Source organism: Achromobacter sp. T5-5 (assembly GCF_055397965.1).
The window spans coordinates 1557462-1571416 of the sequence record NZ_AP027919.1; the positions used below are offsets into that span (position 1 = coordinate 1557462).

Genomic DNA, 13955 nt, shown 5'->3' on the forward strand with positions numbered 1-13955 from the left:
TGGAGGGCGGGCGCCCAGGGCGCCCGGCCGCGCTCAGTTCACGGTGATGTTCGCCTGCTTGATGATTTCGGCGTAGCGCGCCGAGTCCTTTTTCATCAGCTCGGCGAACTGCGCCGGCGTGCCGCCCACGGGCAGAAAGCCCGCATCCACGAACTTCTGCCGCACGTCCGGCTCTTTGACGATCTCGCTGATCTCGCGCGCCATGCGTTCGATGATCGGCCTGGGCGTATTGGCCGGCGCCATCAGCCCCGCCCACGATCCGGTCACGAAGCCCGGCAGGCCCGCTTCTTCCATCGTGGGAATGCCGGGCTCCGTCGGCCAGCGTTCCTTGCCGGTGAACGCCAGCGCCTTCAGGCGGTTCTGCTTCACGTACTGCATCGGGACCAGGATGGGGTCGAACACCATCGACACGCGGTTGCCCAGCAGGTCGGTGAGGATCGGCGCGCTGCCCTTGTAGGCCACATGCGTCATCGTGATCTTGCTCTGCAGCGCGAAGTCGGCGCCGGTCAGGTGCGCGCTGGACCCGTTGCCGCTGGAGGCATAGGTGAGCTTGTCCGGATTCTTGCGGGCGTACGCGACCAGTTCGCTCACGTTGTTCACGGGCAGTTCCTGCGAGACGAACAGGAACAGCGGCAGGTCCGCCATCTGCACCACGGGCGTCAGGTCCGCGGGTTTGTAGCCCAGCTTGTAGAGGTGGAAATTGATGATGTAGGCCGGCAGCATCGACAGAAACGTATAGCCGTCGGGCTCTGCCTTGGCGACCAGGGCGGACCCCAGGCTGCTGTTGGCGCCCGGCCGGTTTTCGACCACGATGGTCTGGTTCAGGCGCGGCCCGAGCTTTTCCATGACGATGCGCGTGACGGTGTCGGTGGAACCGCCCGGCGTGTACGGCACGATGATCTTGATGGGCTTGCTGGGCCAATCGTCGGCCTGGGCGGGGCCGGCGGCCAGCCCGGTTGCCGCCAGGGCGGCGAACAGCAGGTTCCTGAGAGCGTGGCGGCGGTCAGTGGCCGCCGCCGGGCGATGGGGCTGCGATGTGCATACATGTGCCATGGACTTGTCTCCTCCATGAATCGGCCGAATGGCGATGCGCGTCCGGGTTTTTATGTGACGCGATCGGTGTTTCCTGGGACTGCGGCTTTGCTGCCTATCGGACAAAGTCGCAAAAAAAGTATGGCACGCAGGGGGGGCCGCGACGGTCCGCCGGGGCGCCGATAAAGTTCGATCACCGGACGCCTGCCGATTCCCAGGGGGCGCCTCGTCGCTGCGGGTTTTCACTAGGAAGGCGCGCGTTGTTCACGGGGTGGACATGCCTTAATCTGGCGGCCGGCCCAGTAAGGCGGGGCCTGGTTTCAGCCGTCGCCGGCTACGAGCCGATGGCGGACACCTATCTCAGGAGAAGCATCATGAAGCGGATTTTGATGGTTGCAGCCAGCACGCTCGCCCTGGCCTGCGCGTCTTCGGCGGCAGTGGCCGGCCCCACGCTGGATGCGGTGAAAAAGAAGGGATTCGTGCAATGCGGCCTGACGGACGGCGTGTCCGGCTTTTCCGCGACGAACAGCAAGGGCGAATGGGAAGGCATGGACGTGGACATCTGCCGCGCCGTGGCCGCGGCCGTGTTCGGCGATGCCTCCAAGTTCAAGGGCACCGCGCTTTCCACCCAGCAACGCTTTACGGCGCTGCAGTCGGGCGAGGTTGACGTGCTGCTGCGCACCGTGACGCTGACCCAGACGCGCGACACGTCGCTGGGCCTGTCCGCGGTCGCCGCCAGCTTCTATGACGGCCAGGGCATCCTGGTCAGCAAGAAGCTGGGCGTCAAGAGCGCGAAGGAACTCAACGGCGCCACGGTCTGCGTGCAGCCCGGCACCACGACCGAACTGAACCTGGCCGACTGGTTCCGCGCCAACAACATCGAGTTCAAGCCGGTCGTGATCGACAAGGTGACCGAGGTCGTGCGGGCCTTCGAATCCGGCCGCTGCGACGCCTTCACCGACGACTCCTCGCAACTGGCCGCCGTGCGCGCCACCCAGGTCGCCAACCCGGACGACTACGAGATCCTGCCGGAGCGATTCTCCAAGGAGCCGCTGGGCCCCATGGTGCGCCAGGGCGACGAGAACTGGCTGGGCATCGTGCGCTGGACGCTCTTCGCGCTGCTGGAAGCCGAGGAATACGGCATCACGCAGAAGAACGTGGATGACATGCTCAAGAGCAAGAATCCCAACGTCCTGCGCATCCTGGGCGTGACGCCGGGGGCCGGCAAGAACATGGGCCTGGATGAAAAGTGGGCCTATAACGCGATCAAGGCGGTCGGCAACTACAGCGAAGTGTTCGAGCGCAACGTGGGCAAGGACAGCAAGCTGGGCCTGCAGCGCGGCACGAATGCGCTGTGGAATCAGGGCGGCGCAATGTATCCGTGGCCGATCCGCTGAACCTCTGATGGGCTGATGCGCTGATGCGTCGGCAGCCGTAGCGGACCGCAATCCCGCGGTTCGGCAGGCATTTCAAGGCCTCCTTCGGGAGGCCTTGCCGTTGTTGGGCTGCGGCGGGGCTGCCTGCGCCAAGGTAACCGTAATAGGGACGCTTGATATAGAATGAGAGCGATTCCCATTTGTGACTGACCGCCTGGCGCGCCCATGTTTCCGCCTTCCCCGCTTACTTCGGACCATCAGCAACTGGCCCGTATCTACACCGAAGACCGGCCCTGGCTGCTCGGCCGGCTCTACACGCGGCTGCGCAACGTCGAGGACGCGGAGGACGTCGCGGGCGATACCTTCGTCCAGCTCATCCAGACGCCCCGGCTTACTTCGGTGCGCGAGCCGCGCGCCCTCATCATCACCATCGCCAAGCGGCTGGTCTGGAAGCTCTGGCGCCGGCGCGAGCTGGAAGCGGCCTGGCTCGAAAGCCTGCTGGACAAGGGCGAACAATTCGCGCCGTCGCCGCAGGAGCAGCTGGTCATCCTGCAGACGCTGGAACAGGTGGACCAGATGCTCGATGGCCTGTCCGCCAAGGCGCGCGCCGCTTTCCTGTACAGCCAGCTCGACGGCCTGACGCACAAGGAGATCGCCGCGGCGCTCGGGGTATCGGTGAGCATGGTGCGGCAGTACATCGCGCAGGCGCTGCAGCGTTGCTATGCGCTGGCGGACGCGTCATGAGCCGCGAACAACCGATGCCGGAGGCGGGCGATCGGGCAATCGGCTTCTGGCTGAAGCTGACGTCGGGCGAGGCGACCGAGGCCGACCGCGCCGCATGTGCTGCCTGGCGCGCGGCGGATCCAGCCCATGAACGCGCCTGGGCGCGGCTGCAGCAGGGCCTTAGCCAGTCGGTGGGGCGGCTGGAGACGGTGATGAAGAAAGAGCACCCTGCGCTGCGGCGTACGCTGGTGCGTCCCGCGCGGCGCCGCGTGCTGCTCAACGCGGCCGCGCTGGTCGGCGCCGCCGCGGCCGGCGGCTGGGTGGCCAATCGCATCACGCCGCTGGGCAATCTGACTGCCGATCTGGGCACGGCTACGGGCGAACGCCGGACGTTCACGCTGCCGGATGGCAGCCTGCTGACCCTGGACGCGCGCAGCCGGGTGGACCTGGATTTCACGGCGGACGCGCGCCGCGTGCGGCTATTGGAGGGGGCGCTGGTGGTGCAGCCGCGCGCGGGCCTTTCCGCGCTGTTGTCCGTGCACACGCCTCACGGCCAGGTCCGTAGCGCGGGCGCCGGCTGCATGGTGCGGCTGGAACACGAGGCCAGCCTGGCGGTGGCGTTGCAGAGCAGCGTCGAGATCCTGCCGCGCAAGGCGTCGCCCCTGACGCTGGCAATGGCCCAGGGCGCGCGCTTTGGCGATGGCTGGGTGGATCGTCCAGAACCGATGGAAGACGCCGCCTCGTGGCGCGAGGGATGGCTCACGGCCCGTGACCAGCCGCTAGGCGAGATCGCCGCGGCGCTGGGCAGCTATCGCACGGGTGTATTGCGTGTCAGCCCGCAGGCTGCCCGCCTGGCCGTGTCGGGACTCTATCCGCTGGACGACACCGACCGTGCGCTGAGCGCGCTGGAACACACGCTGCCGATCACCGTCAGCCGCTATACGCGCTGGCTGACCCTGATCGACGTACGCCCGGCCTGACCGCCTTTTTCCACTTTTTTTTGCGCGGGGACTGTCACTTTTCCGATCTCGCGGCACATGTCTACATATCAGTGTGCGCAACGTATCGGAGATCTTCATGCGCGTTTTGCCCGTTCCATCTGTCTTATGCGCTGCCGTCGTCCTGGCGGCATCCAGCCTGGGCCTGCCCGTGCCAGCCCATGCCCAGTCGGGGGCGCCCATCGCGTTCGACCTGCCGGCCGGCAGCCTGGACGCCACCTTGACCGAGATCGCGCGGTTGAGCCGGACCGTGGTGTCCTACGACCCGCAGCTCGTGCGCGGCCTCAATGCCCCCGCCGTGCGGGGTGTCTACACCACGGAAGCGGCGCTGCGTGCAGCCTTGGCGGGCAGCGGGCTCGAATCCACGCGGGCCGCGGACGGCACGTTGACCCTGCGGCATGCGCCGGCCGCCCAGACCGCCACGCTCGCGCCGGTCACGGTGTCCGGCATGCTGCCGCCCGTGGACACCAGCGACACCTACGTCGTGCAGGTGACGAACAGCGCCACGCGCCTGAACCTGTCACAGCGCGAAACGCCGCAATCGGTGACGGTGGTGACGCGCCAGCGCATGGACGACCAGTCCATGGAGAACCTGGACGACGTGTTGCAGGCGACCACCGGCATTTCGGTGGTGCAGAGCGGTTCGGAGCGCTCGGTGTACCAGGCGCGTGGCCAGCAGATCGACAACCTGCAGATCGACGGCGTGCCGATCAACATCACCAACCCATATTCGTTCGACGCCATCAACAAGCCCACCACCGAGATCTATGACCGGGTCGAGGTGGTGCGCGGCGCCACGGGCCTCCTGGAAGGCGCGGGCAATCCGGCAGCCTCGATCAACCTGGTGCGCAAGCGGCCCGGCTACGAGACGACGGGTGTCATGACGCTGTCGGCGGGTTCGTGGGACGACTACCGCACCATGCTCGACGTGTCCTCGCCCCTGAACGACGCCAAGACGCTACGTGGACGCGCCGTGATGGCCTACACCAACTCGGGCGACTTCCAGCAAGAAGCGGGCAAGGAGAACACACTCTTCTACGGCATCCTGGAGGCCGACATCACGCCCGCCACCACGGTGACGGCGGGCCTGACCTACCAGAAGGACCGCAACCAGGGCTATGACTGGTCCGGACTGCCGACGCGGGCGGACGGTTCGTTCTACCCAATGTCTCGCAGCACGGCCCTGGTTGGCGACTGGAACTACGTGAACAAGCGCTACACCAACCTGTTCGCCGACATCAAGCACGAATTTGGCAATGGCTGGAAGTTCACCCTGGCCGGCAACTGGCTGTCCGCCAAGTCGGACTTCCTGGGCAATTACACGCAGCGCACGACCGGTGACCTCTTCACGCTGAACCCGCGACTCTTCCATTTCAACGATACGCAGTGGGGCGTGGACGCCTTCGCATCCGGCCCGTTCCAATTGCTGGGCCGTCAGCATGAGCTGGTGGTGGGCGCCTCCACGCGCAAGGACGATTTCGATTATCACGGCGGGCGCGACGCCAGCTATCGCTACCTGGTCGACATGAACGACCTGGGCGCCTTCAATCCGCCCGCGCCGACCGGGCTGGACGTGGACATGTGGCAGTACAACATCACGCAGAAGCAGCAGGGCATTTACACCGCCGGCCGCTTCAGCCTGACCGACAGCACGACCTTCCTCCTGGGCGCGCGCATGAGCTGGTTCGAGTTCGACCGCTACGCCCAGACCACCGTGCGGACGGAAAGCCGCTATGAACAGCGCGGCAAGGTCACGCCCTATGCGGGCGTGGTGCAGGACCTGAACGAGAACCTGTCGGCCTACGCCAGCTACACCGAAATCTTCAAGCCGCAGGAGAACATCGGCGTGGACGGCAGCGTGCTGCCGCCGATGACGGGGCAGAACTACGAGGTCGGTTTGAAGGGCGAGTTCATGGACCGCCGGGTGAACGCCGCGCTGGCGCTGTTCCAGACGGACCAGAAGGGCCGGGCCGACCGGATCTACGACATCGACCTGTGCCCGCCGGGCGTCCTTTCCTGCTACCGCGCGGCCGAGAAGGTGCGTAGCCGCGGCGTGGACTTCGAGATCAACGGCGCGATCACGCCGGCCTGGAACGTCAGCCTGGGCTACACGTACACGCAATCGAAGTATGCGCAGGGGCCGCTTTCAGGCCAGACGTTTGCCAGCACCTTTCCGCGCCACCTGCTGAAGGTTTCCACCGACTACCGCCTGCCGGACCAATGGAACAAGCTGCGCGTGGGCGGTTCGGTGTATGCGCAGAGCGGCATTTTCAACGCCAGCGGCTCGGGGGAAGACGAGTACAGGATCTCGCAGGGCGCCTACACGCTGGTTGGCCTGCACGCGGTCTACGACGTCAATAAGAACGTGGCCGTGCAGTTCAATGTGGACAATCTGTTCGACCGGCATTACTACCAGTCGGTGGGCAACACCGACTACTTCAATTACTTCGGCCAGCCTCGCTCCTTCCGCCTGGCGCTGCGCGCCACGTTCTGACGGCGCTGGAACCCGGGGCGGCCGTTCGCGCCCCGGGCGGCGTGCTGGTTTGTTCCGCCAGGCGGAACCCCGCCTGGAATGGTTCCATGTGCGCAAGCTGAAATGGCTCTATCGCGAATCCGCCAGGCTCCCTATCATGTCCGTTGCGCGGGTGGCGATGCCACCCGCACTGCCATTGATAACTACCAGGGAAACACGATGAACGGCGCCGACAGCCTCTGCGACACCTTGCTTGCCAATGATGTGGACGTTTGCTTTGCAAACCCGGGCACATCCGAGATGCACTTTGTGGCGGCCCTGGATCGCAAGCCCAAGATGCGCTGCGTGCTGGGCCTGTTCGAAGGCGTGGTGACGGGCGCGGCCGACGGTTACGCGCGCATGGCCGACAAGCCCGCGGCCACGCTGCTGCACCTGGGCCCCGGCCTGGGCAACGGCCTGGCCAACCTGCACAACGCCAAGCGCGCGCGCACGCCCATGGTCAACATCGTGGGCGACCACGCCACCTATCACGTCCAGTACGACGCGCCGCTGACCAGCGACGTGGAGGGCGTGGCGCGGCCCATGTCGCACTGGGTCAAGCGCACGATGACGGCATCGGCCCTGTCGGCGGACGCCGCCGAGGCGGTTGCCGTGGCGCGGCGCTCGCCGGGCAATATCGCCACCCTGATCCTGCCGGCCGACACGGCCTGGACCGAACTGCCGGACAACGCGCCCGCGCCCATCGTGGCCAAGGACGAGGCGCTGGCCCCCACCACCGCCGACGCCGTGCGCGCGGCGGCCGACGCCATCCGCTCGGGCGAAGTCACCGTCCTGATGCTGGGCGGCGCCGCGCTGCGCGAGCGCGGCTTGAACGCAGCCGGCCGCATCGCGCGCGCCACCGGCGTGCGCCTGGTGTCGGAGACGTCCAACCGCCGCATCGAGCGCGGCGGATCGCGCACCCCGGTGGACCGCCTGCCGTATCCGATCGACCTGGCCGTGGCCAAGCTGAAAGACGTGAAGCACCTGGTGCTGGCAGGCGCGAAGGCGCCCGTGGGCTTTTTCGCCTACCCCGGCAAGCCCAGCCTGCTGGCGCCGCAGGACAGCAATCAGGTCGTGCTGGCGACGGCCGATCAGGACCTGCCGCACGCGCTGGAATGGCTGGCCGACGAGTTGGGCATCGCCGCCGACGCGCCGCGCCTGACGGCGCCCGCCGCCACCTACGAAGTGCCCGCCTCGGGCAAGCTGACCGGCGCCGCGGTGAACATCCTGGTCGCGCACCACCTGCCCGAACAGGCCATCGTCTGCGATGAGTCCATCACGCAGGGCCGCGAATTCCCGCTCTACAGCGTCAGCAGCGCACCGCACGACTGGCTGATGCTGACCGGCGGCGCCATCGGCATCGGCCTGCCCCTGGCGACGGGCGCGGCGGTCGCCTGCCCCGACCGCAAGGTCGTGACCCTGCAGGCGGACGGCAGCGGCATGTACACCCTGCAGGCCCTGTGGACGCAGGCGCGCGAGAACCTCGACTGCCTCACCATCATCCTGGCCAACCGTTCCTACGCCACGCTGCACGGCGAAATGAAAAACGTGGGCGTGCTGGAGCCGGGCCGCAACGCGCGCCGCATGCTGGACCTGCAGGATCCGCACCTGGACTGGACGCATCTGGCCCGCGGCATGGGCGTCGAAGCGGTCAGCGTGGATACGATCGAAGGCTTCGCGCGCGCGCTGGCCGATGGTCTCAAGCGGCGCGGTCCCTTCCTGATCGAAGCGTTGATCTGAGCGCCAGGCGCGCCATCCAGGGCTACACCCCCAGATAGCGCGTCAATTGTTCGGGCTGCCGGGCGAGCGACGCGCTGTCGCCGTCCTGCACGATCAGCCCCTTCTCCATGACCAGGCACCGGTCGGTGTGTTCCAGCACCGCCCGGTAATTGCGGTCCACGATCAGCGTGGACATCCCGGTGGCGCGGATCTCGCGGATGATGCGCCAGATCTCGGCGACGATGAGCGGCGCGAGGCCTTCGGTGGCTTCGTCCAGGATCAGCAGGTCCGGATTGGTCATCAATGCGCGGCCGATGGCCAGCATCTGCTGCTCGCCGCCCGACAATTGCTGGCCGCCATGGCCCAGGCGCTCGCGCAGGCGCGGAAAGGTGTCCAGCACCCGCGCATACGTCCAGTCCTGGCCCGCGCGCCTGCCCGGCCGCGCCGCCACCTGCAGGTTCTCGCGCACGTTCAGGTTGGGAAAGATGCCGCGCCCCTCGGGCACGTAGGCCACGCCCATGCGCGCAATCGCATGCGGCTGCGCGTGCGTGCAATCGCTGCCCCGCACCCGCACATTGCCGCGCGCGCTTCTCACGTGGCCCATCAGGCTGCGGATGAGCGTCGTCTTGCCCATGCCGTTGCGGCCCACCAGTCCCACGGATTCGCCGGGGGCGATGTGCATGTCCACGCCCCGCAGGACGTGGCTGGCGCCGTAGTACACATGCAGTCCGCCAGCTTCGATCAGCGCGCTCATGCGTGCGCTCCTTGTCCGTCTTCGCCCAGGTAGGCGGTGCGCACCTCGGGGTTGGCGCGGATTAGCGCCGGGGCGCCGCTGGCGATGGCCGCGCCGTTGACCATGACGGTGATGGTGTCGGCGATGCGGAACACGGCGTCCATGTCGTGTTCGACCAGCAGAATCGCGTGCCCGGCCTTCAACGTCTGCAGCAGGTCGAGGATGCGGTCGGTTTCCTCGGGGCCCATGCCGGCCAGCGGTTCGTCCAGCAGCAGCACCTGCGGTTCGCCCGCCAGGCACATCGCGATCTCGAGCTGGCGCTTGCGGCCGTGCGGGAGCAGGCCGGCGGGCTGGCGGGCGTCGCCGGAAAGCCCCGTGCGGTCCAGCGCGGCTCCCGCCAGCTCGGCGCTGCGCCGGCAGGCGGCGGCATCGCGCCACCAGTGCCAGAATCGCTGCCGGCTTGCCTGCGCGGCCAGCCGGCAGTTTTCGAAGACGGTGAGTTCGGGAAAGATCGTGGATCGCTGGTAGCTGCGGCCCAGCCCGGCGCGGGCCCGCTCGGGCTGCGGCCAGGCGGTGATGTCGCGGCCGTGCAGCATGACCTGGCCGCTGCTGGCCGCCAGTTCGCCCGACAGGATGTTGATGAGCGTGGACTTGCCCGCGCCGTTGGTGCCGATCACGGCATGCACCTGGCCGCGCAGCAGGCCGAGCGACACGCCGTTCACCGCGGTGAGGCCCCCGAAGCGGCGGGTGACCGCGTTCGCGGCCAGCAAGAGATCAGACATGACGTTCTCCCTGGAGGGGCAGGCGCGGCGCGGCGGGCATGGCCTCGGCGCGCGGCGCGCTGCCGGCGTCGTTTCGGGGGCTGGTCGCGCCTGCCGCACGCGCGGCATCCGCCTCGCGCGCCTGCCGGCGTTCGCGCCATTGAGCGGGCAGCCCGGCCAGCCCGTTGGGCAGCAATGCCACCAGCACGATGATGGCGATGCCCAGCGGCAGATGCCAGTGGCGCGCGTAGTCGCCGAACAATTCCTGCGACTGGAACAGTTCCTGCAGCAGCACCATCGTCACCGTGCCCAGCACCGCGCCGCCCAGGGTGCCCATGCCGCCCAGGATGACCATCAGTAGCACCAACCCCGATTGCTCCCACGCCAGCAGTTCGGGCGTCACGAACCCGTCCTTCAGGGCGAACAGGAAACCCGCCAGGCCGGCCAGCATGGCGCCCACGACGTAGGCGGCCAGCTTGTAGCGATAGGTCGAGTAGCCGGCCGCGCGCATGCGCTGTTCGTTGATGCGGATGCCGTTCAGGGCCGCGCCGAACGGCGAGCGCCGCAGCAGCGCAAGAAAGCCCCAGGTCAGCGCCAGGCCGGCCAGGACGAAGAAATAGAACGTGGCCGGGTCGCCCAGGTCCACGGGCGTCCACCCGCCCAGCGACAGGTCGGGCCGGAAGTACAGATAGATGCCGTCGCTGCCGCCGCCGATCTTGGTGTCGTGAAAGACGTAATAGGCCATCTGCGAAAACGCCAGCGTGACCATGATGAAGTACACGCCGCGCGTGCGCAGCGCGAGCGCGCCGGTGACCAGCGCATAGGCGCCCGCGGCCAGCAGGGCGGCGGGCAGCAGCCACCACAGGCTGGCCGCTTCCGATTCGGGCGACAGCAGCGCCGCCACGTAGGCGCCGATGCCGAAGAAGGCGGCGTGTCCCAGGCTCACCAGTCCCGCCCCGCCCACCAGCAACTGCAGGCTGAGCGCGAAGATGGCGTAGATCATGATCTTGACCGCCAGTCCGGTGTAGTAGTCGCTGCCGCTGAACCAAAAGGCGGCCAGCGCCAGCAGCGCGGCAAGGGGCAGGAGTCTGTTCATCAGCGGCGTGTGCATGCGAGGGTCCTTTTGATGTGTCGACAGGACCTAGCCCTGTTTGAACAGCCCTTCGGGCTTGCAAAGAAGAATGAAGGCCATCAGCAGATAGACGAGCACGCCGGCCGCCGACGGGAACAGGACCTGTCCGAAGGTCTCGGCAAAGCCGACCAGCATCGCGGCCAGGAAAGCGCCGCGGATGGACCCGATGCCGCCGATCACCACGACTACGAAGCAGATGATGAGCACGCCATTGCCCATGCCCGGGTAGACCGACGAGACGGGCGCGGCGATGCTGCCGGCCAGCGCCGCCAGCGCCACGCCGGCCGCGAAGACGACGCGGTAGAGTTTGTTGATGTCGATCCCGAGCGAGCCGATCATCTCGCGGTTGCTGGCGCCCGCGCGCAGCATCATGCCCAGCCGCGTGCGCGAGATCACCCAATACAACAGCAGTGCGACGGCGATGCCCACGCCCGAGATGAAGAGACGGTAAACGGGGTAGGTCATCACGCCGCCCAGCGGGATGCTGCCCTGCAGCCACGCCGGCAGCGGCACCCCGTGCACGTCGTTGCCGACCAGGATGCTGCGCAGCTCCTCGAACACCAGGATCAGGCCGTAGGTCATCAGCACCTGCTGCAGGTGGTTGCGTTTGTACAGATAGCTGAAGAACGCCGCTTCCAGCAGATACCCCAGCACGCCGGCCGCCAGCACGCACACGGCCAGCGTCGCGAGGAACCCGCCGCCCAGCCAGCGGTCGACCAGCGGCCCGAGCGCAAACGCCATGTAGGCGCCGATCATGTAGAAACTGCCGTGGGCCAGATTGATGATGCCCATGATCCCGAAGATCAGCGTGAGTCCGCTGGCCACCAGGAACAGCAGCAAGCCGTACTGGAATGCGTTCAGGCTTTGAATGAGCAGGATGCTGATGTCCATGGGGCCTCCCGTGGCGGACGCGTTCGGGGCGCCGCGGCTACAGCTTGCAGCCGCGGGCGGGGTCGGCCAGCTTCTGCACCGCGACCTCGACCACCTTGTTTTCCAGGCCGTCCACGCGGCGCAGGTAGATGTCCTGCACCGGGTTGCCGGCCTTGGACAGCGTGAACGTGCCGCGCGGGCTGTCCACGGTCGCCGTGCGCATGGCGCTGCGGAAGGCGTCCTTCTTCGAGAAGTCGCCCTTCACGGCGGCCAGCCCCGACTGCATGAGCTGCGCGGCGTCATAGCCCTGCACGGCGTACACGTCCGGCTGCGCCTTGTATGTCTTGGAATAGTCGGCGCGGAAGGCGTTGTCGCGCGGCGTATTCAGGCCGTCTGCATAGTGCAGCGTGGTCAGCAGCCCCTGGGCCGACGCGCCCTGCGCCTGCAGCGTGCCATCCGTCAGGAAGCCCGAACCGTACAGCGGAATGGTCTTGTCCAGGCCGGCCGCGTGATAGTCCTGCACGAATTTCACGGCGCCGCCGCCCGCGAAAAAGGTGAAGACCATGTCGGGCTTGAGCGCGGCGATCTCCGTGAGCAGCGGCTGGAATTCCACGTTGGGGAAGGGCAGGCTCAGTTCGCGCACGACCTTGCCGCCGGCCTTCTCGAAGCCTTCCTTGAAGCCGCCGATGGCTTCGTCGCCCGCCGCGTACTTCCAGGTGATGGTGACGGCCGTCTTGTGGCCCTTGGCGTAGGCCACGGGGCCCATGGCGTAGGCCGGCTGCCAGTTGGTGAACGAGGTGCGGAAGATGCCGGGGCCGCACAGCGGCCCGGTGATCGCGTTGGCGCCGGCGTTGGTGACGATGAGCGTCGTGTCGGCGTCCTTGGCCGCCTTGGCCAGCGCCATCGCCACCCCCGAATGCACCGTCCCGATCAGCACGTCCACCTGGTCGCGTTTGATGAGGCGATTGGCGTTTTCGGCCGCCTTGGCCGGATTGGACTCGTCGTCCACCTTGAAGTATTCGATCTCGCGCCCGCCCAGCTTGCCGCCCTGTTCGGCGACGTAGAGCTTGAAGCCGTTCTCGATGGCGGTGCCGAGCGCGGCGAAGGTGCCGCTGTAGGGCAGCATGAAGCCGACCTTGAGCTTGTCGTCGGCATGCGCGCCGCCTGCGGCGATCGTCAGGGCGGCGGCAAGCGCGGCCCGGGTCAGGACGTGGTTCATGGTGTGTCTCCGTGCTTGTTATGGGCGGACGCCGGGGCCGGTGCGCGGCTTGGGGTCAACCGGGTTTTTCCAGCGCGCCGACAAAGCGTGCGACGGCCTGGACAACGGTGGCGGGCTGATCCCGGTGCGGCGAATGGCCGCAGTCCGGAATCTCCAGCAGTTCGGTTTGCGGTGCGCGCCGGCCGATGGCGCGCACCTGCTCCAGCGTGCCGTATTCGTCGTCGAGACCCTGGATCGCCAGCACCGGGCAGGCGATGCGTTCCAGCGCGTCTTCGATGTTCCAGGCGCGGAATTCGGGGTTCAGCCAGATGTCGTTCCAGCCCCAGAACGCGGAGTCCACGTCGCGGTGATGGCGGGCCAGCCGGGCGCGCAGATCCGATTCCACGTACGCCGTGCGCGCCTGGGCGATGCTGGTCACGGACACGTCTTCGACGAACAGGTGCGGCGCGGCGGCCACGACGCCGGCCACGGCGTCCGGATACGCCGCGGCGTAGAGCAACGCGATCGAACCGCCGTCGCTATGGCCGAACAGCACGGGCTTGTCCCGGCGGGCGTCCACGCCCAGGACCTCGAGCAGGGCGGGCAGGACCTCTTGCGCCTCGCGGTGCATGAAATCCGGGGCCCAAGCCTCGCTCAGGGGGCGCGCGGTCGACTGCCCGTATCCGTAGCGCGAATACACCAGGCCGCGGCAACCGGCCTCGTCGCAGACGCGCGTCGGCCAGTCTTTCCACATCGACACCGATCCCAACCCCTCGTGCAGGAACACGATGAGCGGCGCGTCGGCGCGCTCGGGCGAGATCCACTGGCATTCCAGCCGCAGGTCGCGGCCGCGCGCGTGCAGGTTGGCGAATACCGTGCCGGCGCCTGCGGTCGTGGTCAT

12 protein-coding genes are annotated in these 13955 nt (G+C 67.6%); 5 read left to right on the forward strand and 7 right to left on the reverse strand.

The genetic code is table 11. The features are described from left to right. Nucleotides 1-33 precede the first annotated feature (33 nt). Nucleotides 34-1053, reverse strand: a complete 1020-nt coding sequence (locus ACZ50Q_RS07030) for a Bug family tripartite tricarboxylate transporter substrate binding protein (RefSeq protein ID WP_092578778.1) — start codon at nt 1051-1053, stop codon at nt 34-36. A 353-nt stretch (nt 1054-1406) separates the two neighbouring features. Here ACZ50Q_RS07030 and ACZ50Q_RS07035 point away from each other — a divergent pair, with 353 nt between their 5' ends. The 5 genes from ACZ50Q_RS07035 to ACZ50Q_RS07055 all read left to right on the forward strand — a co-directional run bounded on the left by ACZ50Q_RS07035 (nt 1407) and on the right by ACZ50Q_RS07055 (nt 8381). Beyond that, nucleotides 1407-2429 (forward strand): amino acid ABC transporter substrate-binding protein, encoded by a 1023-nt coding sequence (locus tag ACZ50Q_RS07035; RefSeq protein WP_092578780.1) that lies wholly within the window; start codon nt 1407-1409, stop codon nt 2427-2429. A gap of 204 nt (nt 2430-2633) precedes the next feature. Beyond that, nucleotides 2634-3152 carry a sigma-70 family RNA polymerase sigma factor gene (locus tag ACZ50Q_RS07040; protein WP_464080986.1) on the forward strand — a complete coding sequence of 173 codons (519 nt, stop codon included), beginning with the start codon at nt 2634-2636 and terminating at the stop codon, nt 3150-3152. Continuing rightward, on the forward strand, nt 3149-4111 hold the full coding sequence (locus ACZ50Q_RS07045; RefSeq protein ID WP_464080987.1) for a FecR family protein: 963 nt from the start codon (nt 3149-3151) through the stop codon (nt 4109-4111). Before ACZ50Q_RS07040 ends, ACZ50Q_RS07045 begins: the two co-directional genes overlap by 4 nt. A gap of 97 nt (nt 4112-4208) precedes the next feature. Then, nucleotides 4209-6623: a TonB-dependent siderophore receptor gene (locus ACZ50Q_RS07050; RefSeq protein ID WP_464080988.1), complete on the forward strand. Its 2415-nt coding sequence runs from the start codon at nt 4209-4211 to the stop codon at nt 6621-6623. 198 nt (nt 6624-6821) lie between these two features. Next, nucleotides 6822-8381 carry an acetolactate synthase large subunit gene (locus tag ACZ50Q_RS07055; RefSeq protein ID WP_464080989.1) on the forward strand — a complete coding sequence of 520 codons (1560 nt, stop codon included), beginning with the start codon at nt 6822-6824 and terminating at the stop codon, nt 8379-8381. A 22-nt stretch (nt 8382-8403) separates the two neighbouring features. On the opposite strand, the gene ACZ50Q_RS07060 is transcribed toward ACZ50Q_RS07055, so the two are convergent. Genes ACZ50Q_RS07060 through ACZ50Q_RS07085 form a run of 6 tightly spaced genes read right to left on the reverse strand, consistent with a single transcriptional unit; the run spans nt 8404 to nt 13955 of the window. Next, nucleotides 8404-9114: an ABC transporter ATP-binding protein gene (locus ACZ50Q_RS07060; protein WP_076515944.1), complete on the reverse strand. Its 711-nt coding sequence runs from the start codon at nt 9112-9114 to the stop codon at nt 8404-8406. Continuing rightward, on the reverse strand, nt 9111-9875 hold the full coding sequence (locus ACZ50Q_RS07065; protein ID WP_464080990.1) for an ABC transporter ATP-binding protein: 765 nt from the start codon (nt 9873-9875) through the stop codon (nt 9111-9113). Before ACZ50Q_RS07065 ends, ACZ50Q_RS07060 begins: the two co-directional genes overlap by 4 nt. After that, nucleotides 9868-10950 (reverse strand): branched-chain amino acid ABC transporter permease, encoded by a 1083-nt coding sequence (locus ACZ50Q_RS07070; RefSeq protein ID WP_464081961.1) that lies wholly within the window; start codon nt 10948-10950, stop codon nt 9868-9870. Before ACZ50Q_RS07070 ends, ACZ50Q_RS07065 begins: the two co-directional genes overlap by 8 nt. 45 nt (nt 10951-10995) lie before the next feature. Beyond that, entirely contained in the window at nt 10996-11877 is an 882-nt protein-coding gene (locus tag ACZ50Q_RS07075) for a branched-chain amino acid ABC transporter permease (protein ID WP_092578784.1), read from the reverse strand. Between the two features lie 37 nt (nt 11878-11914). Further along, on the reverse strand, nt 11915-13075 hold the full coding sequence (locus ACZ50Q_RS07080; RefSeq protein WP_092578786.1) for an ABC transporter substrate-binding protein: 1161 nt from the start codon (nt 13073-13075) through the stop codon (nt 11915-11917). A 55-nt stretch (nt 13076-13130) separates the two neighbouring features. Next, nucleotides 13131-13955 (reverse strand): alpha/beta fold hydrolase, encoded by an 825-nt coding sequence (locus tag ACZ50Q_RS07085; RefSeq protein WP_464081962.1) that lies wholly within the window; start codon nt 13953-13955, stop codon nt 13131-13133.